The organism is Citrobacter sp. CK180 (assembly GCF_030333655.1).
GTDB lineage: Bacteria > Pseudomonadota > Gammaproteobacteria > Enterobacterales > Enterobacteriaceae > Citrobacter_B > Citrobacter_B koseri.
The window spans coordinates 197575-220188 of sequence record NZ_JAOWFM010000051.1 but is presented as its reverse complement, the minus strand read 5'-3'; the positions used below and the strand labels follow the sequence as shown (position 1 = coordinate 220188).

The 22614-nt window shown below is 50.9% G+C and carries 23 protein-coding genes; all 23 read right to left on the bottom strand.

The window, feature by feature from the left end; all coding sequences use genetic code 11:
* Nucleotides 1–146: 146 nt before the first annotated feature.
* Nucleotides 147–908, bottom strand: a complete 762-nt coding sequence (locus OGV50_RS13620) for a TIGR03747 family integrating conjugative element membrane protein (protein WP_042999112.1) — start codon at nucleotides 906–908, stop codon at nucleotides 147–149.
* Nucleotides 895–3006 carry a type IV conjugative transfer system coupling protein TraD gene (gene traD / locus OGV50_RS13615; protein WP_032676579.1) on the bottom strand — a complete coding sequence of 704 codons (2112 nt, stop codon included), beginning with the start codon at nucleotides 3004–3006 and terminating at the stop codon, nucleotides 895–897. Before traD ends, OGV50_RS13620 begins: the two co-directional genes overlap by 14 nt.
* Before the next feature lie 229 nt (nucleotides 3007–3235).
* Nucleotides 3236–3784, bottom strand: coding sequence for a restriction endonuclease (locus OGV50_RS13610; protein WP_032676577.1), 549 nt, complete (start codon nucleotides 3782–3784; stop codon nucleotides 3236–3238).
* Complete coding sequence (locus tag OGV50_RS13605; RefSeq protein WP_115190216.1) at nucleotides 3781–4311, bottom strand: integrating conjugative element protein; 531 nt, start codon at nucleotides 4309–4311, stop codon at nucleotides 3781–3783. The genes OGV50_RS13610 and OGV50_RS13605 overlap by 4 nt, the downstream gene beginning before the upstream one ends.
* Nucleotides 4308–4931: a transglycosylase SLT domain-containing protein gene (locus OGV50_RS13600; RefSeq protein WP_032676575.1), complete on the bottom strand. Its 624-nt coding sequence runs from the start codon at nucleotides 4929–4931 to the stop codon at nucleotides 4308–4310. Before OGV50_RS13600 ends, OGV50_RS13605 begins: the two co-directional genes overlap by 4 nt.
* Nucleotides 4910–5623 (bottom strand): TIGR03759 family integrating conjugative element protein, encoded by a 714-nt coding sequence (locus tag OGV50_RS13595; protein WP_032676698.1) that lies wholly within the window; start codon nucleotides 5621–5623, stop codon nucleotides 4910–4912. Before OGV50_RS13595 ends, OGV50_RS13600 begins: the two co-directional genes overlap by 22 nt.
* Before the next feature lie 24 nt (nucleotides 5624–5647).
* Nucleotides 5648–6514 (bottom strand): plasmid transfer protein, encoded by an 867-nt coding sequence (locus OGV50_RS13590; protein ID WP_115190215.1) that lies wholly within the window; start codon nucleotides 6512–6514, stop codon nucleotides 5648–5650.
* 207 nt (nucleotides 6515–6721) lie between these two features.
* Nucleotides 6722–7843 (bottom strand): site-specific integrase, encoded by a 1122-nt coding sequence (locus tag OGV50_RS13585; RefSeq protein ID WP_046497123.1) that lies wholly within the window; start codon nucleotides 7841–7843, stop codon nucleotides 6722–6724.
* 2116 nt (nucleotides 7844–9959) lie between these two features.
* Nucleotides 9960–11255, bottom strand: a complete 1296-nt coding sequence (pilV, locus tag OGV50_RS13580) for a shufflon system plasmid conjugative transfer pilus tip adhesin PilV (RefSeq protein WP_430381672.1) — start codon at nucleotides 11253–11255, stop codon at nucleotides 9960–9962.
* Nucleotides 11256–11260: 5 nt separating this feature from the next.
* Nucleotides 11261–11929 (bottom strand): prepilin peptidase, encoded by a 669-nt coding sequence (locus OGV50_RS13575; protein ID WP_000173819.1) that lies wholly within the window; start codon nucleotides 11927–11929, stop codon nucleotides 11261–11263.
* Nucleotides 11926–12405 carry a lytic transglycosylase domain-containing protein gene (locus OGV50_RS13570; protein ID WP_032676569.1) on the bottom strand — a complete coding sequence of 160 codons (480 nt, stop codon included), beginning with the start codon at nucleotides 12403–12405 and terminating at the stop codon, nucleotides 11926–11928. The genes OGV50_RS13575 and OGV50_RS13570 overlap by 4 nt, the downstream gene beginning before the upstream one ends.
* A gap of 4 nt (nucleotides 12406–12409) precedes the next feature.
* The gene (locus OGV50_RS13565; protein WP_038162015.1) at nucleotides 12410–13006 is read right to left on the bottom strand and encodes a type 4 pilus major pilin; all 597 of its coding nucleotides are present in this window, start codon (nucleotides 13004–13006) and stop codon (nucleotides 12410–12412) included.
* Nucleotides 13007–13015: 9 nt separating this feature from the next.
* Nucleotides 13016–14131, bottom strand: coding sequence for a type II secretion system F family protein (locus OGV50_RS13560; protein WP_032676566.1), 1116 nt, complete (start codon nucleotides 14129–14131; stop codon nucleotides 13016–13018).
* On the bottom strand, nucleotides 14121–15695 hold the full coding sequence (locus OGV50_RS13555) for a GspE/PulE family protein (protein ID WP_046497107.1): 1575 nt from the start codon (nucleotides 15693–15695) through the stop codon (nucleotides 14121–14123). The genes OGV50_RS13560 and OGV50_RS13555 overlap by 11 nt, the downstream gene beginning before the upstream one ends.
* Nucleotides 15696–15702: 7 nt before the next feature.
* Nucleotides 15703–16200 carry a type IV pilus biogenesis protein PilP gene (pilP, locus tag OGV50_RS13550; protein ID WP_001252747.1) on the bottom strand — a complete coding sequence of 166 codons (498 nt, stop codon included), beginning with the start codon at nucleotides 16198–16200 and terminating at the stop codon, nucleotides 15703–15705.
* A complete protein-coding gene (gene pilO2 / locus OGV50_RS13545; RefSeq protein ID WP_181899699.1) occupies nucleotides 16187–17467 on the bottom strand; it encodes a type 4b pilus protein PilO2 in 1281 nt (426 codons plus the stop codon). The genes pilP and pilO2 overlap by 14 nt, the downstream gene beginning before the upstream one ends.
* Nucleotides 17468–17470: 3 nt before the next feature.
* On the bottom strand, nucleotides 17471–19144 hold the full coding sequence (gene pilN, locus OGV50_RS13540; RefSeq protein ID WP_046497099.1) for a PilN family type IVB pilus formation outer membrane protein: 1674 nt from the start codon (nucleotides 19142–19144) through the stop codon (nucleotides 17471–17473).
* A 19-nt stretch (nucleotides 19145–19163) separates the two neighbouring features.
* Nucleotides 19164–19607, bottom strand: coding sequence for a type IV pilus biogenesis protein PilM (gene pilM, locus OGV50_RS13535; protein WP_046497095.1), 444 nt, complete (start codon nucleotides 19605–19607; stop codon nucleotides 19164–19166).
* A 1-nt stretch (nucleotide 19608) separates the two neighbouring features.
* A complete protein-coding gene (pilL2, locus tag OGV50_RS13530) occupies nucleotides 19609–20958 on the bottom strand; it encodes a PFGI-1 class ICE element type IV pilus protein PilL2 (protein ID WP_046497092.1) in 1350 nt (449 codons plus the stop codon).
* A gap of 266 nt (nucleotides 20959–21224) precedes the next feature.
* Complete coding sequence (locus tag OGV50_RS13525) at nucleotides 21225–21473, bottom strand: DUF2442 domain-containing protein (protein ID WP_000155614.1); 249 nt, start codon at nucleotides 21471–21473, stop codon at nucleotides 21225–21227.
* Nucleotides 21457–21699, bottom strand: a complete 243-nt coding sequence (locus OGV50_RS13520) for a DUF4160 domain-containing protein (RefSeq protein WP_046497089.1) — start codon at nucleotides 21697–21699, stop codon at nucleotides 21457–21459. Before OGV50_RS13520 ends, OGV50_RS13525 begins: the two co-directional genes overlap by 17 nt.
* 78 nt (nucleotides 21700–21777) lie before the next feature.
* Entirely contained in the window at nucleotides 21778–22326 is a 549-nt protein-coding gene (locus OGV50_RS13515) for a single-stranded DNA-binding protein (protein WP_032676553.1), read from the bottom strand.
* Nucleotides 22327–22343: 17 nt separating this feature from the next.
* Nucleotides 22344–22547, bottom strand: coding sequence for a hypothetical protein (locus tag OGV50_RS13510; RefSeq protein ID WP_032676552.1), 204 nt, complete (start codon nucleotides 22545–22547; stop codon nucleotides 22344–22346).
* Between the last annotated feature and the right edge of the window lie 67 nt (nucleotides 22548–22614).

Genomic DNA, 22614 nt, shown 5'->3' with positions numbered 1-22614 from the left:
GGACATGCTGGCAGCAGGAAAATATTTATGAAGGTCAGAAAATTAAATGCCACAAAGTGAGCCAGTTAATACAGATGAACCTTCAAAAAAAAAGCCCGCGACATCAAGCGGGCTCCGGGGAATTCCCGAAACAGCTACTTCCTGGGCTATAGGTATTTTTTAAAGGACGCCGTGACGATGGCCAGAACACCGCCAAGTAATAATGCTGATGGCAGCAACAGGAGATTTGGCCAGACAGCAGTCGGCCAGGCCAGATACAACATGCAGGGGCCGTAAAGTGCGGGTTTAATAAAACGTTTGGCGTGATGGTAGACAAAGCTCGATTCATATCCAGCTCCATAACGACGCAAATCTCGACGGACCAGCCCTTCAACTATGCCGGTGATAATCACCAGGCCGAACAGAGGCAGACTCAGGAAAAGGATCATCACCCTGATGAAGAAAATCAGAGTTACCCAGAGCGTAGCTTGCAGGTACTCCCCAAGCCAGCCGATTAGTGAGTCACCGAACCGGTTAATCGTTGGGATAACTCCAGTCCCCTTCTGACCAGTTTCCCTGAATGATTGAAGCCAATGGCTGAATCCGCTATCGACAAACAACCAGTTCCAGGCGGTATGTACCCACCGCGAAATCGTCTCAACCGGCGCTGCCATCAGTAAACTCCGCGTGTACCCTTCCGACAACCAGTGGCTTTCTGCAACCATCACCCGGTAGCTGTGTGAAGCACCTTCGTCAGGCCAGAGTAAGGCAATGCAGGCATATTCGATCAGCAGGCTAACCAGAAGCGACCCCAGCAGAATGCCAATTAAACTGACAGGCAAATCCCAGAGCAACATGCCGAATGGTCCGGATTGTTTCTGTCGGGATGGCGAACTGCGATTGGCAGTATCTCTGTCATGCTGAGACATTTTGCCCCCCCGAATATGCCGCATCACCGCCTGTCCACCAGGATTCTCCAGTTCGGTAATTCTGCTCCATGTTGTCAGCCAGCTGCTTCAGGCTCGCGGGCATGTAAGGATCGTCGTTATCAGCCGGCAACGGCATCCTGATTTTCCACAGGCGCCCTCCTTCAAGCAGGGCAAATGCCTGCCCTTTCGGCAGGTTGATAACGTCTGAAGGGTTGAGCATCGGGACTTTAACCAGACTGACCTGGTCCTGAACGTTACTGTTAAAATCAGTACCCTCTCCCGGCCGGGATACGTCAGTGACACCCGATGTAAGGGTTTTCTGGTAGACGTCAACTTCCGGTAATTGGTCGGTCAGGAGCATGGCAGTGTTTTTTTCACGCACACGGAGCATTATCAATGAGTTGAAGTTCCCCACTACCTGATTCGCTTTAGCACTGCTGCCTATACGGGCCTCGATGTCCGAAAGAGTCTGCGTATATGCAGTCACCTGGAAGCCCGCACCACCCCCTTTGTTGATGAGAGGAATAAACTCATCACCCATTAACTCGTTAAACTCGTCACAGTGAAGATTTATCGCCACTTTCGAACTTTTTCTGCCATCCTCATCACCGAGACCGAATTTATAGATGTGTCCACCTTCGGAAACGAGATCAGCGAACATGCTGTTGCCGACTGCTGCTGCGACAACAGGGTCGGATAGTGCATCGAGGCCGATATAAACCACGCCGCGCGATTTTATAATGTTATGCCAGTCCAGGATCGGTCTCGGATCGTTCAGGTCCGTATAGTCAGGTGCCAGCAATGCGGCCGTTTTACCAGTTGTAAGCTTTTCAAGCAGCGGCAGCAGTGACGCAACAATTTTGTCGAAATACGTTCGATCATATTGCACAGCGCTACGTAGCCCATCCAGCACCGGGTCCCACAGTTTTTTTCCTTCTTCGCTGGCCAGTACCTGCTCAATAGCCCAGATATTCATGCCATTAGGCCTGCCCTGCATGTGACGCGGCAGATCCTTCTCGCTTATACCGCTACCTAACAGCGCTTCGACTGTACTCAGCAACTGTGGTGCCTTTTCACTCAGCATATTCTCAACATAGGTTTCGTACAGTTCACCTATGTTTGTCACGTAACGCAGTATGAGACCGTAATCAGGACGCTGGCCAAGTGCGACCAGCGCGCGGGTAATAATATTGACAAATCGCCAGGCAAATTCCCGAAATGCAGCAGAATTGCCCTCTCCGGAGAGCTGTCCTGCAACACGTGATGCTACTTCCGAGATACGGCTGAACCGTCCAACGGCATTGTAGCGAGCGCTTATATCTGGCCATCCGAGGTGGAACACCCAGAAGTTATCCTGACGACCAGCACGGTGTGCCTCGGCATACATTCGCCTCAACAGATCGGCATCTCCTTTCGGGTCAAACACGATGACAACTTCATGCTCGCCTGCAGCGTTTTTACGGCGAATATCCTGTGTGATAAGTAACTCAGCAAGCCGGGTTTTACCGACTCGTGTGGTGCCGATAACCAGTGTATGCCCTACACGTTCTCCGAGATCATAGGTGACCGTAGTTTCATCCAGTTCCACACCATGGTAAATGGGGCTTCCTCCTACAGGAGGCAACGGGCGAAACGGGTTGAGCGCCGAATCAGTTCGTGTCAGCCTGCACAACCACGGCAAGCTGTACTCCATCTTTTTTTCCAGATCGCGTGCCAGGCGATAAATAACAGAAGGTTGTACGTAGACCTCACACTCCGGACGCCTCGCTTCCAGAAGACGCTGCGTATGGCGGGGAGACCACTGGAAGCCCTTGCCAAGGAACAAGTGCCGCTGGCTGACGGGGATCTGCTCGCTGGTCAGTACATATCGGGGCAAACGGCGAATGTTTTGGCGGTAACGGAGTATTTTCATCCCCTCAGATGTACGCTTCAGCGCCAGTACACCAAACCCCGCGGCGGTCACCCAACTGACCGATGGTGCGAGCGCGACAGCCCAGGGGGCCGTAAGGCAAATAAAGGTTGCGCTACCCGCCGCCGCAGCGGAATACAGTTCAACCGCCGGGCGAAGGAGGGATTCCATCACGTACTTGTCGCTCATATAAAAGCCCTCCCCTGGAACAGAGCAAAAGTTTTATCATTGAGTTTGAGGAATAAATGAGCAGAATCTGTGGCCTTGCGGAATACGGCTAGAAATAAATAAAAGAAAAGAAATAACCCAAACATCAGCAAAGAAATCAATACAGACCGGAATATGAAAATCCGGAAAGAAACCAAAAGCCACACCGAACCAATAAACGGTAATGTTGATGTGGAAAAATTCATCTGTATTACCTCTTTTTTAATGGCCGGAGAACATGTTCAACGGATTCACCAGACAGCAGTAGCAAAAGGGAAGACCCGCTTATGAGCAAAATTTCCGGGTAATCACTGAAATACTTAAAACTGATAAAACCTGTTCGTCCTGTGTGTACAAACAGACCTCTGCATTTTTCTTGTCGGACTAACTCACCAAACTGGCGGACATGTTCAGGACGAACAGCACTGGCAAATCGTTTAGCCTGGACAAGCCACCTTTCCTGACCAATCCAGAACTGACCATCAATACCACCATCACCGCTGTAACTCGGATTACGCCTGACCGGTATTCCTCGCCGCTCTATGGCGGTCAGAATCATCTCCTCGAAAACATAGGGATTAATCTTCCGTAAATATAAAACCTGCTGCCCCGCTTTCAGCTCAGGCAGTTTTAGCAACACCCTGTTAGCCGTCTGTCGATTACGCTGATGTCTGCGGACACGGGCACTTCTTGTATTACACCGCAGCCAAAAAGCTGTGAGTGAAATGAAAGCCAATAATATGAAAACCACTGTGGTCATTGCGCTAATCCATCAGCGGTAATCAGGACAGGGTAATGCGTCAGATTCAATCGCTTTGCCAAATCACCGCCGCGAACAGGGACCATCTCAGTACCTGGCAAGAGTCCTCTAAGCGTGTTGAGCGCACTTTCAGTCGTAACATTCACTACCATTCCTGTGGCGCCCATCCCTTTCAGTTCAGCACCACGCTGCCGCAGCCAGGCTCGGGAAATATCATCATCGCCAATCACAAAAACAGGGGGCAAACCGGGTAACTGCAGAGGGCGAGACGTCACCTTTCCGGGTGTCATTTCCGGTGTATTAACGGGCAACATATCGGAAATAGACAGCGATGACGGTGGTTCAGGCAAGGAAGAAACATCGGACAAATGCGACTCCTCACCTGAATTAATCGCCTCGAATAATGGTCTGGTTGACTCCCCGCCCAGATCCCCGACCACTGTCAGCGAAGCAAAACAACTAAACGCTGCTGTAAGCAGTGATACACAAAAGATGCCATTGAAATATTTATCGATATTTTTTTTCATTGAGGTTCAACCCAGGTTAATGAGTGACTGGCCAGAGCAACCGGCCCCCCTTCAGGGACCTTAATATCAGGTGCGATCTGACTTAGCTTGCGGCGTACGATAGCCATATATTTTGCTGCCGGCTTACCACCGGCCGGGTGGTGATAACAGCCAGCAGCTTTAATCCAGCTTCCAGGCTGAGCGTCATAGCAGGCACGGAGAATTCGGGCCGCTGCACGAAGATTTGTGTAGGGATCAAAAGCATCACGAAAGGATGGGAAAAGATGCCCGTTCCACCCAAGATTGACCTGGGCTACACCGACATCGATACGCTTGAGAGGGTAGCGCTGCATAAATCCAAGAAGTGCCGCAAAGGCCTCCTCGCGGGTTTCAAAGTGGTATCCTTTCCCTGCTACATTAATAGTCCAGGGCCATGGTTTAGACCCCCATGCGGTTTTACGGGTGCTTTCGGCCATCGCCAGCGAGTAAAGCGATTCTGCCGGAACGCGCTCGGCAGCAGCAATGACCCGATAAGCCTGCGGAACTACCTGAACACTGCTATTTACATTCACGACCGCCAGGCAACCAGTGCTGACAAACCATAAACAGCAAGCCAGTTTCAGAATGCGGCAATTTGCCATCCCTCTTCTCCCTGCTGCAAAATAACTGGCATCTGACCTTGCCCATAGCGCTGCCACAAACCGCGATCATGATTTAGGGTAATTTGCCGATTACGCACTTTTTCGACTGGTATGCCATGGCTTATTGCCCATGATCTGATTTTTTCGTCGCTCACGTCATTTCCGACAAGGTAAATATCTACCGGTCTGTTGTCGGCGATAACAGCAGCAAGCCGGGCATCACAGCGTGAACATGACTCTTTGACAAATAACGCCAGTCTTCCTTGTGTGTCATGAGCGATACCCGCGGCATTCCCCATATTCACGGCCAATGTTTCAGGATAAAGACGAAGCCAGGCAGTGTTTATTTCTCGTTGAAATGCGAGTTCTTTCTCGGTACGGGCGTATTCGTGTTTTACCCACAATTCAGCCAGCCGACGGCGCTCAGATGAATTATCTGTCTCGACGCCCAGGGCAGTAAGAGGATCAAGACCAGGGGACATAATGCCTCTGGCTCCTTTCATCAACGACTGATAGCGACTCCAGTCCTCATCTGAAAGCCCCCATTGTTGACCCTGTTGCTGCGTCTGAACCTGGTTTGCTGATGATGCCTGCAGGGATGTTTGCTGACTCTGATTCGATTGAGTGGTAACTGTTGATGCCGCCACACACAGCGGCAAGGAAAGTACACCTGCCATCAAAATTCTTCTCATCTGATGCTTCATATGTCTGGTCTCTTATTGAACCTGTAAACTATGTTGGGTACCGTTCACGCTGAAAACAGCAGTACCACTGTCCTGGATAGAACGAAGCGTCCACCCCAGCATCCCGTCTCCCGGTGAAAGCAACCGCATATCTGATATTTGGGAATTTCCACGGGGGATGACGACTGCGAACATCTGCCCGCCGCGCCGCTCAATGCCGGTCAGTACAAACGGTGCTTCAACAGCTGCGCGCCTGACTGACCGCTCAGGCTTTTTTACGATCTGGCCTGTCCCGGATTTTGAAGATGTTTTGCTCTTAGTGACTGGTTGCTGGTTCTGCTTCGATTCTTTCTGAGAAGTGTTGCTTTCAGCTTTGCTCAGCCCGGCAACTCGCGATTCAACCTGTGACAACCGTGAGTTAATGTCATCAATACGTTCAGAGTGTTCGTCTATCGCGGTACGCCGCGCCAGGGCTTCTGAGGAAAGTTTGTTAATGCTTCCTGTTAATTTTGAATGTTCCCCCTGAAAATCAGCTAACTGGTTTTGTACTGATTCAAGCCCTGATGAGACAGACTCGAGCTGCTTCTCGTGTTTCCGGCTTTGAGCTTCGAGCGAAGTAACCGAACCAGACAACTGGCTCATCTGACCGCTGCGAAAAGCGGCATCCAGGGAGTTCACCCGAATACTCAGATCAGAGATTTGCTGTGCCATGATCACAATCGTGGCCACAGAACCAACAAGAGAAACAATGAGGAATCCCAGACCTCCAATCCGGACTATTTTTTTCAGGTTAATGGGAACCAACCGGCGAGCCTCTGGCTCAGCAGGCACAACTTTCGAAGAAGTAACCTCTGGATTTTCAGGTATAACTTCTTCCGGGACGACTTGACTGACTGACATTTCAAAATCCTTATAGCTGCGCAGAACAGCCATAAGGTGCAAAAAACGTCATTCTATGGCGATGATTAACTCATCTGCCATTTCTGAAGTTTTTTTCGGCGGGGAAACCAGGTCGGAGGGGATCATCTGGAAAGGCCACTATCATAATAGCGCTGTCTAAAAACGTCCTTGTTTTAGATGTGTTTGAATCCAGGGGTTCGCAAAATTTCAGAGCGGATTAATGAGCACACGAGTTGGGTCATTAGCTTTGATATTGCCTGGTGGAGGGAGTCGTTCTCCAGAACGAGCAGCAAGAGCCTGAATTCTGAGAAGCTCAAAAGAGGCTTTCTGGATAACGTCTTCCTTTGTTTGCGCTTCAAGTGAAGGATGTTCAAGATCAGAGAAGCGTAAAACAATACCGTTATTGCTGCTCTCAAGTTCAGCAGGATACGGAACAAAGATCGCCGCCAGTTTCTGCGTCTGTCGTTTACGTATATCAAGTTTACTAACCAGCTGCGTCGCACGAAGGTGGGTATAGCGTTTTAGCATCGTCAGGCTCTTGTGTCCTGATATCGCTGCAATTTCCATGACATTCAGTGTTCCGAGCTCAAAAAGACGGCTTATAGCTTCGTGTCGTAGATCATGAAAATGCAAATCGACAATGCCTAAAGCCTGTATAACTTCTCGCCAGGCGCTTTTAAACCCATTGGATGTATAACTGAAAACAGGTCCGGATAGAGGGCCGGAATACTCTCTTAATACCTTTCTTGCTTTAAACGACAACGGAACATCCCGTACGCTCCCATTTTTAGTGAGAGGTAAATGAGCGATGCCAATGTGCAGGTCGATATTCTCCCAGCGAAGTGAGAGGATCTCCCCCTGACGCATAGCCGTTTCAAGGGCCAAATGAAAAATGGCTGCCAACTCGATATTTCGTTTTGCCAGCGCCCTGCCAATCTTTCGCTCCTCCTGAGATGTCAATCTTCGGGTTCGCCCTTTGGAGGCCGGTGGTTTTCGTACATGCTCAACAGGGTTATGAGTACATGTTCCCCATTCAATTCGAGCAAGGTTATAAAGGGCAGATAGCAACGCAAGTTCAAGTCGGACACTTGCAGGGCTATTAGTTCGCCCCGTTTTACTACTTACTTCAGAGAGTCGCTGATCACGGTATTCTGCAATATCAACCGAAGTAATCTCATGCATGTATCGCCTGGCAAGAGCTGAACGCTTTATAACATTTATCCGATAAAACTCCTGCAGATGGCCCCGCTTTTGCACAGATGCACAACCGTAATATTTATCAAGAGCTACACCCAGCTCCATTTTCTTAATTCGCTGTCTGAGTTGCATCGCATATTCCTAAAAAGATTAGAAATATATCACATACCACTGTCAATCCGGTGCGTGGACTGGAGCTGGAAAAATCAATAATTCTTCCTGTAAATGGGTTTCCGCTCCAAATGCCAATGATAACATTGGCGGTTATAAAACGGCTTCATGCCCTGCGGGATGGATAGTTCAATCTGTCCGTTGGTTTCAGATTCCATCCTATGTTGATGATGAGCATGTCGATGCGTTTTGCTGCCCATTTAGCTAACTGTCAATCCGGTGTGTGGAAATCATTCCAAAACAAGTTCTCGATACAGGCTTTCGATGTGGGGAAAAATGTCACTAACAGTGATATTGGAATCCATGCTTATTGCTCATGGACGAACTTAAATGGTTCACCTTTTGGTGGATTTCAGAAGGTATATGCAGATAGTTCAAATCGCTGGTTTGTTACCAATACGCGATGGGGTGATTACGAATCAGGAGGGACAATCACTGTCACTTGCTTAAATCTACCTGGTGCCGGAATTTGACTGTCAATCCGGTGTGTGGGCAGCCGCATCAAAAATCAAAATGCAAACCGTTTTTGGCGAAACCACCTGTGCCAATAAAGCGGTTGCGTCTGCTTATTGTCCGTCCGGTACAGTGGCTATAGGTGGTTCTTACACTTTAAAAAGTTGGTCTGATGGTTCCAATCATAACTCACCCGATTCCATGGCTCTTGATCCTGTAAATGACCGGTTCTACATCGTCTTACCGAACAATTCAAAAGGTGCAGCGTGCTTCCAGGCTATAGCAAACTGCGCCACTAATTAGACGCCAAATCCTGTGTGTAGTGAACTCAAGGGCTTTGATGTGCCTGACTACACGCCGGATGGAATATCAGTCTACTGCGCATTTCTTCAGTACGATTCTGACGGTATAGCTCCCATAGATTATGAGTATATAGCAAGGCTAAAACTCCCTGGAGAGCATCCATAAGAGGGTAACGGGCTAGACATAACAGTGAAGGAAGAGCCTGCCGGTACGATAAAATTAATCGTACCCGACTTACTCCAGCTTGAATTAGCTGTACCCGCGGCGGTGATAACGCGCCCATCAACACTACCTGACAAAGCCCATGTGTTTCTGCAATTGTCACCATCCTCGACGTGCCGGTTCACTGTGGATACTCCCCCAGATGCATATACTGTCATGGGCTTACCGGTGGTATTGATAGCTGTGTAAGCTGACACAAATGAGCCAAGTGAAGAATAATTCCCGCTGTAGTTTCCGCCAGATACCCACACACCGGATTGACAGGTTTATTTAATTGCTAATGCACGCCACGCAATGTTGTTGCTGCGGCTTGAATCTTTGTTTTTTACGCAAACGCGAAATTGGCTTCCATTTATGACTGTAAAGTAAGCAGAGGTTACTCCAGCATTAGCCAGAGAACTAAGATCAGATACACTTCCTGTAAGCGATAGAACCTGGCTTACCAGTACCGGAAATCCGCTGTTGACACAGCTATCGTCGCCAATACCGTATATGGTTCCGAACATTTCTACATGTGATCCATAGTCAATATATCCTGGGTAAACAGTAGAAATTTCATTTCCTTGCCACACACCGGATTGACAGTCAAATTCCCGCCCCCGGAAGGTTAAGACAAGTAACCGAAACCGAAGAGCCAGTTTGGTATCCATTATAAGGGGTATTGGTGACTCTCCAGCCATTGTTCCCGTCGCTATAGACCTTTTGAGTTCCTCCCAACGGGGCGCTGAAAAGATATGTCCAGGAGCAGTACGCATGTATTCCGATATACTGATCAATAACATTTTGTCCGATGTTATAGGCCTGTGTGGTGAACTTGACTTGGCCCGATCTCCACACACCGGATTGACAGTCAGTTGTCAGAAACACACGGCAACGCAATTTGCTTGCCCATTACCAACCTTTGGAGCCGACAACGTCCATGTGCCATTTGCGTTTCTAACCAAAACGCACGCTCGGTAATTGTTGTAATCGAATCGCGCCTGAGACAATGCACAATATTTATGTTGCCCAATATTACGTGATTGACCGGAGCTGATATCAGGAGAGAAGAACAAATCACCGATTTCAGCATTGCCTTGCCACACACCGGATTGACAGTTCAGTAGTCGAGTATGATTTTCATACAACTGCAATATCCGTTTGGTGTTTGACCTGGATTAATAACAGGGCAATTGTCATCGGTGCGAGGGGTATAACCTACGTAATCATCTGAACGTCCTTTATCGAAGGAAGTCCTTCTACAGTAATATCCTGACCGTCCTTTTCCTGGGCTAATCCACACACCGGATTGACAGGAAAGTATGGCTCCAGTGGCGTCGCGGCTTACAAGGCCGTTTGGTGAACAAACTGCGCCAGCAGTATTGACTCCGTCGAGCTGCAAAACTTCTCCTGTAGAAAGTCTTCCATCAGCCCGCACACTTCCACCACGAACCTGACCGCTTGTATAAATATTCTTATTATTTATGACTCTAACCCAGTCATTATCTGACATATAAAAACCGCCGCCATACGTTTCATTTAGCCATCCCTTACTCCCTCGAGTTATGAACCAGCCATTATTTGAACGTATGTCGTTGTTAGCCGTTATTGTATTTCCTGCGGTGACGTTTGAACCGGCAGTAACATTCTGTCCTGTAACAGTTCCATTCGCAGTTATATTTCCAGTGGCCGCCACATCGCCACTGAAATTACCCGTTACGGCATTAATCGTGCCTGCGTTATTAAGATTGTTACCTCCCATATCAATACTGGTATGCATCGTGTTGAGGTCTGGCTTGCCGGTTACCGAAAAACGATAAAGGCGATCATTTTCACCGCGAGCAGCGCCCAGTTCATCTGTGGTCAGTAAAGCCGCAATATGTCCCTGAGTTGTACTTATCCCAAACTGTGAAAGAGGAATAGTCCAGCTGCCCATAGCGCCGGTAGCAGTTCCTGATGTCCATATATAGCCGCCCATACCAGAGGTGATATCCATTGATATCTGGCGCAGTGCGAGAAAAGGCAGTGCCGCGCCGTTTTGAGTGTAAACCAGTGCCTGCAGCTGATCTGTATTAGTGGCATTACGAACAACAGCAGCCAGGTAAGCCTGTCCGTCTACTGTCGTCTCGCTGAACCCCTGCTCCAGAAATCCGGTGTTTTTCAGCATAGCGGGTGTAACCGTAACCGGGGTCGTGGTGGTGGCACTTGAAAGCAAAGTATCGTAATAACGGCCAGTGTAGCTCTTCACAGCTTGTGTGAAGCGAGATACCTGTGACGCGGTATTCAGCCAGGTCCGTTTTTGCATCCAGTCACTGATAAGGGTAAAGCCCCAGACGCTGACCACCAGGAGAATAATCAATGAAGCACCAGTGCTGAGGATAGCCCAGCCCCGGTCAGTCGTTTTATATGTGAACACAGGCATCACCATGTAATAAGCGGTTGATACAATTTAAACAGGGTCACAGAAATCGCGCCGGCGCACAGCCAGGGTCCCATCGGCCCTCCTTCAGTTATGCGACGAACAGATATCTGCCAGAGCACAAAGAGCACCACGCCGATCAGCAGAGCATAAAGCCCCTCTCGCCCTCCCAACCAGGCCGCAATAGCACCGGCCAACCAGACATCGCCAAGCCCCAGACACTCACGGGCATGAATCCTAAAGGTGACATAACGCCAGACGCCAAAAATCACCAGCGCAGTGGTAGCTGTGAGGAAGTGCCCTATAAAGCCGGGAGCGATAAGAGCGGAAACAAGACCGGCAATAAGACACCTTATCGTCAATTCTCGGGGCAGAAATCCTGTGAACGCATCGGTAAGCGTCAACCTGAAAAGAAAGAGGCAGAACAACAGAGACATCAGTCGCTCCAGTAGCGGCACAGGGGACAGCATCATGCCAGTTGCCGCTGTAGCGTAAAGCCAGATGAAGCCGGTGGATGCAGGGGCGAAAAAAACAGCAAACCATTCCTGATCATCATCCAATATCATCAGGCTGAGACGAACCAGGCTCCTCATAAAACTGAATAAGCTGAGGCATAGAGGAAAAATGATAATGACAGTTGGCCAGGGCATACTCAGCGTCAGCAGTGTCACAGTTTTATTCCCCGTTCATTAAGTAAAAGCCGACGATAAATGGCATAAATCCGGTTGGCATAGGACTCGCGAGTTTCATGCCGGTCCTTACGAAAACCTGCGTTATAAGAGCCAAGACAGTTCCAGCTTATGCCGCATACCTGAAAATGCTTCGCCAGTATCCAGGTACCTATCTGAACGTTGAGGCACGGACGGTTCAGGAGGTCCTGTGAGCTGCGAATGTAACCCTGCGCTATCAGCGAAGCGATATGCGATGAATTGACCTGCATCAGTCCATAATCGGTACTGAGTGCCTGCCCGGTCTTTTTGTCACGATTAATATTTGTGACATCCGGTCGCAGGCTGCTTTCACCTATGGCTATTGCCTTAACCAGTAGCGGGTCAATGTGGTATTTAGCGCCCGCCGATTCAAAGCAGAATGCATCCACCCGTGGGCAAACCAAAATCAGCAGCAGAAAAGCGGACAGGCGCAGCATGTCATCAGCCGTTATGGGTGAAGACCAGTGTATTGTTACCTGTCATTCCGCTGTCTGATGAGCAGGTTTTGCCTGCCTCTTCTGCACTGACCAGACCGTCACTGTAATCAGTACTGTTAATGGTGATAGCACTGAATGCTCCACCGGAACCGAGCTGTGTAGTGATAGAGATGCAGTCTGCCTGCGGAACTTTCTGCGTTGTAACTGAAAATCCATTGTTAAATCCATTCGATGCCACAGGAGCCAGAACGACCTGACCACCATAACCGTTCCACATCGTAGCGGTACCGGAACTGGCTGTTCCCTGGATAGTCCAGCCAGCCTTTGGTGCGCCCCCCTGCTGGATAAGCGTTCCCGTCATAGTTGTACCGCTCGTAAAGTTATATCCCCCCTGCGCCTGCTTAAGCGACTGCGCGTTTGTCACGACGGTCTGGAGATTTGAAACCTCAACGGCAACGGACTTTTTCCCCCAAAGACTCCAGACCAGAGCACCAACCAGAGCCAGTACGATAATCGTCCCGATCGCAATGGTACCGTGTTCAAGAATGCCCCAGCCCCGGTCAGGCTGATGTTGGCGATGTGGTAATGTCTGAGCTGACATGGCGGTTCCTTAATGTAAGTTGAAAGTGTTCATGTCCTGAATCTGCATCACCATCATCAGGATGAGTAAGAAGAAACTCATAATCAGAACGAGAGAAAAGAGTTTGGTGGCATTCGCCCGACGCGCGACGCGCGCGAGCGCCTGCTCCAGCCAGCGGTCCGCATAATTGGTGATGAGCGAAGCAGCACCATCCCCCTTATCCAGAAGAGAGAGATAGTTCACAGCCTCACGGCTCGGAAAATCATATCCGCTGTTACGCAGAGCTCTGCCAAGTGAATCGCCTTCACTCATGCACTCCATCGCGGCCTCGATGCGTTCCTGCAGCCAGGGCGGTGCAAAACCGTTAAGGATCTGCAAAGCTTTGAGTTCCTGGACACCCGAACCAAGAAGCGCGCCAATATTCATAAGAAATACAGCTCCCTGCAGGTCTTTATAAACAGACCATGGTAGTAACCAGTCAGCACAGCGCCTGAGACGGCCGCGCCAGCGGGGCAGCGACCAGAAAGACAGCAGCACAAGCCCTGCGGCTGTAGCGGCAGAAGCAACACCCCACTCGGAACTCCACTTCGCTACTCCATTCATAAACCCGAGTGCACCGGTCCAGCGAGCTGGATCGGACATTTTGCTCATGGTGGGAACAAGTGCGAGATTGTTGGCCAGTAGTAGCCCCGTACTCAGGATGGCAAGCGCGGCAGGAAATACTGAGGCAAAAATTACCTGCCCAAGAATTCGCCGACGGGCAACAATCAACTTATCAGCCTGCATCAGCGCGGCAGGAATATTACCGGTTTCCATCCCGGCGCTGATAAGCGCGGCCTCTTCGTAAGGTGCCCAGGCAGCCAGAACATCCTGCAGCGCGCGGCCAGGACGGTTGTCGTTCACACCCTCGATGCAGTCCTGAACAAGTTCATAATAAGGATGCCAGCGCCTGCCAAAATCAGTATGTACATCGCCGATCATGGTCAGCGCGTCTTTCAGGGCCTTACGGTTTTCAAGAAGAAAGCGCAGCGTTTCGTAAAATGGCTGGCGGTATTTCCCAGTAAAAGTGGCTCTGACAAGCCGGTAGCGAATCCTTTCAGGGAACGACATTTCCCGGGATGGATAAAAATGGCTGTCACTTTCCATCAGGCACCTCACAATCCATGATGTCATCCTCATCCAGCGGACAGATGAGATCGCCTTCCAGCGGATCAACAAGACCCTCTGCCAGATAACGCAACAGATGCATGCGGCGAGTAATCCCACCCTGGTTTACCCAGTACTTTCTGGCAACTGAAGGCCCATGTGAAAGCCAAAGTTGCATCAGGCGAGCATCTGTCCGGACAACTTCGGCAATAGCTGTTCGCCCTGTAACGCCACGACTGATAATGCGTCCGGTCAGTGGTACCGTTTTCCGGCAGTGTTCACATCCCTCATAGTTGCGGAAGAAGAGATTTTTCGGTTCGCACAAGCCCGCGACAGAACAATATTTTTCGAGACGCGCGCGGGTTTCTTCATCAAGCTCAGGGACTTTGACTTCCCACGGTACCCGGCAGTGTTCACACAACAGCGGCACCAGACGCTGGCCAATCAGGCCAGTGATGAGTGCAGCATCCGCCAGAAGGTGGCGATCAATACCGAAATGCTCCATACGACGCAGGGAGCCGATAGGGCTCTGGGTGTGCAGGGTCGACAGCACCAGGTGGCCGGTTTCACTGGCGAAAATGGCGGCGAGAAGGGAATACAGGTCACGGATCTCACCGTTCAGGATGGCATCCGGATCGAGACGAAGTGCAGAGGCGTTTCCGTTACTCCAGGCGCGGCTGATGGCCTCCGGTGAATTGTCTTCCGGCATAACGGGGGTCTGAATACCACCCGGAATACGCCCCTCGGGCGGGTTTTCCAGCGTGAGCAGGCGCTTTTTACCGCCGGTCAGTTTCAGCCAGATATCACTGAACACGCGCAACGTGGCGCTCTTCCCTGAACCAGTAGGCCCGGTCAGCAGCGTCATGCCTTCCGGCATACGCAGGATCTGCAGGATGAGCTTAATCTGCTCAGGCAAAAAACCCAGTTGCGGCAGCGTCGGTATATTGTCCCCGTCATCCGGGATCAGACGCATGACCACTATCAGCCCATCCGGAGTAGGACGGTGTTCGTAGCGGGCGCCATAGAGGCCGGCGCGGCGGGCGAACTTTGCATCGATGCGCCCTGACTGCTCACGACCGGCAAAGAATGACTGCTCGCGCACGTCGCACATGGAAAGATAAGATGTGGAGGCCAGCGTCATACCCTCCACATCTTTCACTTCATCCACCACCTCCAGCTCGCCGTGAATACGCAACTGAACGATGCAAATCTTGCGATCACCGCTTATTTCCATATGAATATCAGAGGCATTAAAGTCGTTACCCAGCCTCATATAGCTGATGACCTTATCCTGCGACACACTGACGTCACGGTTACTTAGATCCGCCTCGCTCACACCCTGGTTAAGCCCACGGCCCTGACGTTCTGCCACTTCACGCCGCCGGTTCAGTTCGCTGAGTGTAACAAACTCAGTTTTTGCATCAGCCCATGTCCGGGTGACATCCATAACCCAGCGCTGTATGCCAGGGTCTTTTCGCCGGTTGCCGTCGATGAGTAGCGTAACCCCTCCAGACGGATGCTGCTCGGCAAAGACAAAATCCATGATTTCTTTATCAGAAGACATCATCACCTCAAAATGAAAGTTCAGAATTGTCGCTGAGGCGTACGATCGTGGAGGTAACCTCCGTGACCCGCTTTGAGGTTCCGGGAAGCTGATCGCCTTTTGCTACTTCTGTGACTCCGCCATCCGGCAGAACAATGCGTGCACGCAACTGCGAGCCACGGCCGTAAATCTCCTGAAGGCGCACACCACCGGTCCGCTTTTCACCGACTGCACTGGCAGTCTGTTGTGAAGGAGCTGGCTGCGCCATAAGCGGCATGGCAGGCTGGGCGGCAGTAGACAGATAATTCCTGTCAGTACTCTGTCCGGACTGGCTTTCACGCAGCTGCTGCTCCAGACGCGCCGTCTGCACTTTCTGCTCCAGAATGAGGTTGCGCGCCTGAGCTGCTTCAAGTTCGCCAAGCGTAACGTTCGGCGGAAGCGCATCACTGGTTACGGTTGCCACTGCCTGCCCGCAGAACAGAGCGGACAGCAGCAGGCCCGTTCCCGCGGGATTAATTCTGCGCATAAATGCTCCCCTTCATGGTGTAGTCGAACTGCCCCTGCGGGCTCATGGTGATTGACACGCTGTTCAGGCGGAGCCCGGTCGCATCAAAATCCTGCAGCAGACGTTCAGGCTGCAAACGCGAGCTGACAGTAAAAGTGAATTCGCGCCAGTCCTGTACGGGCATGGTTTTCTCTTGTCCTGGCGCGACCGCTGGCGGTTTCACTTCACTGAACTTGACTTCCAGGTTGCGGCGCTGCAGGTGCGAAATGAAACGTATCAGTTGGGCATCCGCGCCAGGCAAGGCCTCGTCGGTATACTCACTTACGCTGTATTTCCGGAAGGGAATGAATACGTCGCCGTTTTTACCTCCTTCCTGAAGGTTGAAAACAGCAGAATGCCCAAGAAGCACCCTTGCGCGGTGGGAGAAATCCTCCACCGTCGCACCAGGTGTGGCGAGGTAACGCAAGCGCAGGCCTTCAGGGACACATTCACCGTCCGTAAAGCGCCAGCCAGCCACCGAGGCGAAAAGTGGTTCGCGTGTCAGCCAGCAATTACCAAGTAAAAGCGAAACTGGTGGCTGAGAGGCCCACGGATGCGGCGCTCGGGCTGGCGCAGCTGGCTTATCAGCAGACATCGCCATTCGGGCGCGAAACTCTGCCATTGCAGCAGCCTGTTCCGCTTTTTGCTGAACGTCGTCGTACCAGTAAATTCCTGCTGCTGCCACGAGTGTAATAAGCGCAGCAGGCATAATGAGAGACATCGTCGTCAGGCGCTTACCCAGGCGGCAACGCTTCAGTTGCGAACGGTTCAGCCTGTCAGTGAGCGAGGTTGCATCACAATTATCATCTGCGGTTGCAGCACAGCGCAGACCCGGTGTATCAGCATCGTTAAAACGCAGGAAGTTTTCTGCTGCTGATTCTATCTTCGCGCGTGAACCGGTCACATCACCCATGACAGAAAGTTGCCCACCGCTGGCTGCAAAGAAAACCCAGAGATCTTCGTTGTGGCTGAGACGGTATATCCCCCATGTATTTCCCCCTTCAGACAGCAGGAATGCTACTGCAAGAGAGTAAGGGCTCCGTCGCACACGCCCGGGGGAAACGACCCCCATCATTGATGCGTTACGCCTGCCGGCAACTACTACATGCGTGTCAGGTGAGGCTTTTCCCCGGAATCGCGTTAACAGTGCGCTCCGCTGCTGCTCCCAATGAAGTCCTGCCATCCAGTCGCGACGGTGGTGGGTGACTCGAATGCCGCTACGGAGTGAAGATTTTTTCTTTGATGACATGGATTACCTCAGCAGAACAGGGGTGATCATAATCACGAGCGTGTTACGACCGCGCGTACCGTTCTGGCCACCGCCCAGGATAAAGTTGTCGGGTGTGAATGTTCCCTGCTTGTTTGCAGAAAGGTTCTGTTGCTCAGATCCGGTTAATACCAGTGTCTGGCCTGAGCGCAGGTTAACTTTACGTGCCAGCCCCTGTGTCGAGGTATTCGGTATATCGTTACGGGTATTCCCGTCCCTACTGATAAATTTCTCTATCTGCGGTGGACTGGTATAGCTAAAAGCGAACTGCAGTTGCACGTCACCGTTTTCCTGGATGAACGGCAGCATGGTCATGAACAAACCGGTGGTGATTGTGGTTACGGTCTGTGAGGAAGTAACCCCGACGTTAGCTGTTGCAGTTGAACTGGAACTTGTCAGAACGCCCTGTTGGTTTGAGAGCTGATAAGCTACCGGCGTCAGATTTGCTGTTGGGTCGGTCTGGTTCAGCGCCATGCTGACGTTGCCCTGCTCGGAAAGCGCTTTAATCAGCAGGCTGGAGCCGGAAAATTTGGCGGCATTGCCTGTTGCCGTGTCGAGAATCGAAATGCCGGCACTGCCTGCTGAAGTCGAAGCATTGGCCATTGAACCGGTCAGAGTGGCGCCAAAATTGTGCAGGGATTTGTATACGAGCCCCCAGTCAAGACCCAGTTGCTCATTACGCGTCTGGTTGACGCTGACAATCTGTATGTTGAGCTGGACCTGCCTGCTTAGAACCTTATTCTGATACTCAATGTAACGACCAATACGATCCAGAACGTCCGGTGTGTCAGTAACACTCAACGTGCCAGTAGCTGCTGAAAGCCAGAAACGACCAGATTTTGGCGTCAGCATCTGCTCGATGGTTTTACGAATGTCGTCGTACAGGTCGCTGTTCATGCCATAATCGGTCTTCTGATTAGAGCTAATGTCTCCGCTCGTCCCCCCCGATGTGCCGCCACCGCTGCCCAGCTGATTGCCAGAGCCGGAGTTAATTGATGCGCTACTGTTTACTTTCGTATTCAGGATAACGAGCTGAAAAGTGCGGGTATCCTGTCGATAAAAATAAACTCCGTTTCCGTCACTGCGCCATGACAGCCCGTACCCGCTGGCTTCGACATCGAGCAGATCACGAACATCTCCCTGGAATTTAAGGCCACGCATGAGCGCCGGTGATGGCTGAACGGAGACGGGCTGAGCTGACGTAGCCCCCATCTGTGCCAGGGGAACCCGACCATTGTCATCCGGCGCCGGCAGTTGACCACTCATCTGAGAAGTTACCACGCTGCCGGTACTCACGTTGCTCAGCGCAGCAAATGCATCTGGTGTGATGGAGACTCGTATACCACATAGCGCAGTGATGCGCTGTCCCAGCTCAGGCAGTGAAATGCCGTCAGGACGATTAATCGTTATCTGACAGGGAGGCAGATTCTTTTCGTCCGGAGTGGAGACCACCGGCGTGACTGGCTGCAGGTTTACCCAGGGCTTATCCATCCAGACAACAGTTGGTTGTGATATGGACTGACGACTCTGCAACACTCGCTGAGCCGTATCGGCCTGCCCAACGGCTTCCTTGTCTATTTTGCTGATTTCATTCAGCGAACATGATGACAGCACAAACGCAGCGGTAAGTACTGTCAGGCAGAAAGGTATACGCGGCATCCGCAGCTCCCTGATTCTGTTAGTTAAGATAAACAATGCTGCCTTCCGTCACACCGGACGGCAGAGACAGGTTCATATCAGTGCCATCCGCCATCCGCAGATGACCGCCGCTTACGGTCAGGGCAAGCGCAGAAGTCACTGAGCGGGCGCGCAACGCGGCATAAACACCGTCTGTTTCAGGTACCCAGATCCACAGGCGACCGTTCTGAATAATGCTTTTGATGCGACTGTCTGGTAACGGCAGCATTCCAGTCAGTGCGGTTGATACGGGGCCATCTGTTATGGACCGCCCGTGACGCCAATTATTTACGACATCAGCAGTCCGAAGCATGTCTGCTGCAAGCTGTTCAGGCTGAGTCTGCTGCAGCGCAAGCCGTACATGCTCTGATGAGTGGTGCTGTGCATCACCGGCTATCAAGATGATGACAAGACAAAGCGCGAAAACTGGCAGCGCATATCCCATATCATTTCCCGTCCTGAATCGGCTTATCGTCCACGAATACCAGGCACTGAAGACGATTTGGTGCTGCATAGAGGGGTTTTTCTGCAGGGCGATATAACCTAAACAGCTGCACGATAATCGACTCGAAATTACCGCGCAGCGTAAATGGTACATCGATGCGGTAGTTCACAGGCGTTGGCCAGATAACTACCCAGGTAGGACTACTGCCACTCTCACAGCGAACCGATGTAGCCCATTGGATCAGAGTCTCTTTTAACGTAGTGCCTGCCTGCGCGGTCCAGGCCTGTCCGTCTGGTAACGAGGAAAGCAATGCTCCCGGAGTGAAAACAGTTTTTCCGCTGACCGGAGCAGTAGGAGAGATGACAGTGGACGGTGGATTACTGTTCTGAACCGTTCCACCTGGTTTCACTGCACCAGATGGAGTTAAAGGCACACCAAGTGCAGCTTTATTCAGAGGTGTTGACGCAACTGACAATGCTGACGGCGCAGGCGCAGGAGCCAACTCTGTTGATGGTTTTACCTTGCCAGATGTTAACTTAGCTGCGGGACCTGCCTGTGTTTTCTGCACCGGAACCGTAGATTTTTCCCCAGGCTCGCTGGCAGAGAACGGGTTACGAGGTGTTTTTGCTGTCGTTGCAACAGATAAAGGGGAAACAGCTTGAGAGGTAACTTTTGGTGTCCCTGGTGACAAAATGGAACTTTCTGGCCGAGCCGGAGGCAACGGATAGCTATTATTTCCAGTACCAGAAAGTCCCTTAGAACTGTTAAGTAGTGTGCCTGTAGAAGCAGATTTCCCTGTTCCATGACTTGCTACACTCGCCTGCAAGGGACCTGTTGTTGAGAGGGCAAGATGTCGATATTCATCACGCAGAACAAAACAAATTTCTCGATTCAGGTCATCTACGCGCATACGCCAGGCAGGCCCGGCGAGGATTTGTAAAGCATCTCCAAGCTTCACAGGTCCTATTGAACGCTGCACAGCCGGTAATGGTTTAACGAACAATTCAGAGAATACACCCGGTTCGCCTGAACACAGTGAATAACCTGATTCAAGCATCACGTATCGCATACCTTCCCCAATGGTATTCACCATCTGCAAAGGCATCCTGATATCGATAATCTGATTCAGTGGGTCACGCTGAGCATCTACAGGTCGCGTACTCGCAAGTATGTAACGATCGTATCGAACAACTTCAGGGGAACGGTTTTGATAAAGATCCTGAACACGGGGAGAGCCCTGAAGCCTGCTCATGGGTTCAGAGCGAGAACTAAAGTCTGTGCAGCCAGCGGCAAGCAGACAAAGCGTGATGGCCCCAAGCCGATAACGTGTCTGCAGGTTTATTTTTACCATCAGGAATCCCCAGGAGTTGTCCGAAACAAGTCGGATATTCTGGCGGGGATGCCTTTTCGGACAATGCAAAACTATTACTGCGAACTGAAGAAAATTTCCTCGGTGGGGCAACCGCGAAAGACCAGGATATCCAGTTTCAAGGGTTATCACCGTATTCGGGCGCAGGGAAAGGAGCTACACGAGACCGATTTATCCAGCCAGTTGGCAATACCTTAAAAAGAAAAGCGCCGGAAAATCCGGCGCCTTAGTCTGCGACTTTATGATTATCAGGCTACGCGATGTGGAACATGGGTCACGTCACCACGGCCAGCGAGCAAGCCATCGACTGAGATATCCTCATCGAGATTATCCCAGTGAATACCACGTTTACTCAGTTCATAGTCATTACGTTCTTTGTCTGTGGCATTCAGCAGACGAGGAAACCAGGCGATTGGTACGCCCATCACCCTGCCATCGTTTAATTCGACCCACATGGTGGTCTCATCAAATCGTACATTTTTAGCTGAAATAGTCATTCCAGGCCTCCACAAACATCGTCTGGTTATGTTGAACCATCTTAGTCAACTCTTTAAGAGTCCGGGCATCGAAGCCATCGTTCCTGCTCAGTTTAACTTCATTTTCAAGCCAGAATTTCGCTTCACCATCAGCGTTACGGACATGAATATGAGCGGGTTCTAGAGGATTTCCCTCGTTCGAGTAAAAGAAAAATTTGAATCCGTTAATTCTCAGTATAACTGGCATTAAAAAAGTACCCCGCTCCTGCCATGATTATCTTGAATAAAAAAGCGCCAGTCAAACTGGCGCCTCTGTAAAATCCAATCAGGAAATGGCGTAGATCGCTTTTCGGCAGATCCCATAACCATGCCCCAGAAACGGTATGTCATCATCAAAATCCATCGGAGGTTCATTAGCAGGATTGTGTGGCGCAGCTGACTGCTGAGGCTGAGGCTGCTGAGGCTGCCCCCAACCTCCTTGCGCCGACCCAGGCTGCTGAGCATTACCGGTACCTGCTGGAGCATTACGACTACCCAGCATCTGCATCGTACCGTTCACACCAACCACAACTTCTGTTGTCCAGCGTTCAACCCCGCCGTTATCAGTCCATTTGCGGGTCCGCAGATGGCCTTCAATGTATACCTGTGAACCTTTTTTCAGATATTCACCGGCTATTTCGGCGAGTTTGCCAAACAACACAACGCGATGCCACTCAGTGTTTTCCTTCATTTCACCGCTTTGTTTATCACGCCATGACTCCGACGTTGCAATACTGAACCCTGTAACAGCTGTGCTATTGGGCATATAACGTACTTCGGGGTCCTGACCGAGATGGCCAACGAGAATAACTTTGTTAATTCCGCGACTTGCCATGATGTAATCTCCTGTACCTAATCATATTCACGCTGCGTCCATTCCCCTTTTTCAAGAGCAATATCGGCCTGCAGACTGGTTTTGTAGTATTCGACTGACTCACGGGACACGGGTCCCATTTCGTTCGCGGTTCCGATATAAAAACCGCGCTGACTGGACAGAACCTGGATCTGTAATTGATACCCAGCTTCTGAAGCCAGTAAACCGAATGGATTTCCCATGCGAGAGCTCCGTTACGTTATCGAGAGAGGTAAATCTCCCGAAAGAGATTTACCGGATGTAAGAAAA

Bases quoted from the DNA above. Each gene is read 5' to 3' on its own strand.
- OGV50_RS13620 (WP_042999112.1), bottom strand. From the start codon at position 908: ATGTCTCAGCATGACAGAGATACTGCCAATCGCAGTTCGCCATCCCGA.
- traD (WP_032676579.1), bottom strand. From the start codon at position 3,006: ATGAGCGACAAGTACGTGATGGAATCCCTCCTTCGCCCGGCGGTTGAA.
- OGV50_RS13610 (WP_032676577.1), bottom strand. From the start codon at position 3,784: ATGACCACAGTGGTTTTCATATTATTGGCTTTCATTTCACTCACAGCT.
- OGV50_RS13605 (WP_115190216.1), bottom strand. From the start codon at position 4,311: ATGAAAAAAAATATCGATAAATATTTCAATGGCATCTTTTGTGTATCA.
- OGV50_RS13600 (WP_032676575.1), bottom strand. From the start codon at position 4,931: ATGGCAAATTGCCGCATTCTGAAACTGGCTTGCTGTTTATGGTTTGTC.
- OGV50_RS13595 (WP_032676698.1), bottom strand. From the start codon at position 5,623: ATGAGAAGAATTTTGATGGCAGGTGTACTTTCCTTGCCGCTGTGTGTG.
- OGV50_RS13590 (WP_115190215.1), bottom strand. From the start codon at position 6,514: ATGTCAGTCAGTCAAGTCGTCCCGGAAGAAGTTATACCTGAAAATCCA.
- OGV50_RS13585 (WP_046497123.1), bottom strand. From the start codon at position 7,843: ATGCAACTCAGACAGCGAATTAAGAAAATGGAGCTGGGTGTAGCTCTT.
- OGV50_RS13570 (WP_032676569.1), bottom strand. From the start codon at position 12,405: ATGCTGCGCCTGTCCGCTTTTCTGCTGCTGATTTTGGTTTGCCCACGG.
- OGV50_RS13565 (WP_038162015.1), bottom strand. From the start codon at position 13,006: ATGTCAGCTCAGACATTACCACATCGCCAACATCAGCCTGACCGGGGC.
- OGV50_RS13560 (WP_032676566.1), bottom strand. From the start codon at position 14,131: ATGGAAAGTGACAGCCATTTTTATCCATCCCGGGAAATGTCGTTCCCT.
- OGV50_RS13555 (WP_046497107.1), bottom strand. From the start codon at position 15,695: ATGTCTTCTGATAAAGAAATCATGGATTTTGTCTTTGCCGAGCAGCAT.
- pilP (WP_001252747.1), bottom strand. From the start codon at position 16,200: ATGCGCAGAATTAATCCCGCGGGAACGGGCCTGCTGCTGTCCGCTCTG.
- pilO2 (WP_181899699.1), bottom strand. From the start codon at position 17,467: ATGTCATCAAAGAAAAAATCTTCACTCCGTAGCGGCATTCGAGTCACC.
- pilN (WP_046497099.1), bottom strand. From the start codon at position 19,144: ATGCCGCGTATACCTTTCTGCCTGACAGTACTTACCGCTGCGTTTGTG.
- pilM (WP_046497095.1), bottom strand. From the start codon at position 19,607: ATGGGATATGCGCTGCCAGTTTTCGCGCTTTGTCTTGTCATCATCTTG.
- pilL2 (WP_046497092.1), bottom strand. From the start codon at position 20,958: ATGGTAAAAATAAACCTGCAGACACGTTATCGGCTTGGGGCCATCACG.
- OGV50_RS13525 (WP_000155614.1), bottom strand. From the start codon at position 21,473: ATGACTATTTCAGCTAAAAATGTACGATTTGATGAGACCACCATGTGG.
- OGV50_RS13520 (WP_046497089.1), bottom strand. From the start codon at position 21,699: ATGCCAGTTATACTGAGAATTAACGGATTCAAATTTTTCTTTTACTCG.
- OGV50_RS13515 (WP_032676553.1), bottom strand. From the start codon at position 22,326: ATGGCAAGTCGCGGAATTAACAAAGTTATTCTCGTTGGCCATCTCGGT.
- OGV50_RS13510 (WP_032676552.1), bottom strand. From the start codon at position 22,547: ATGGGAAATCCATTCGGTTTACTGGCTTCAGAAGCTGGGTATCAATTA.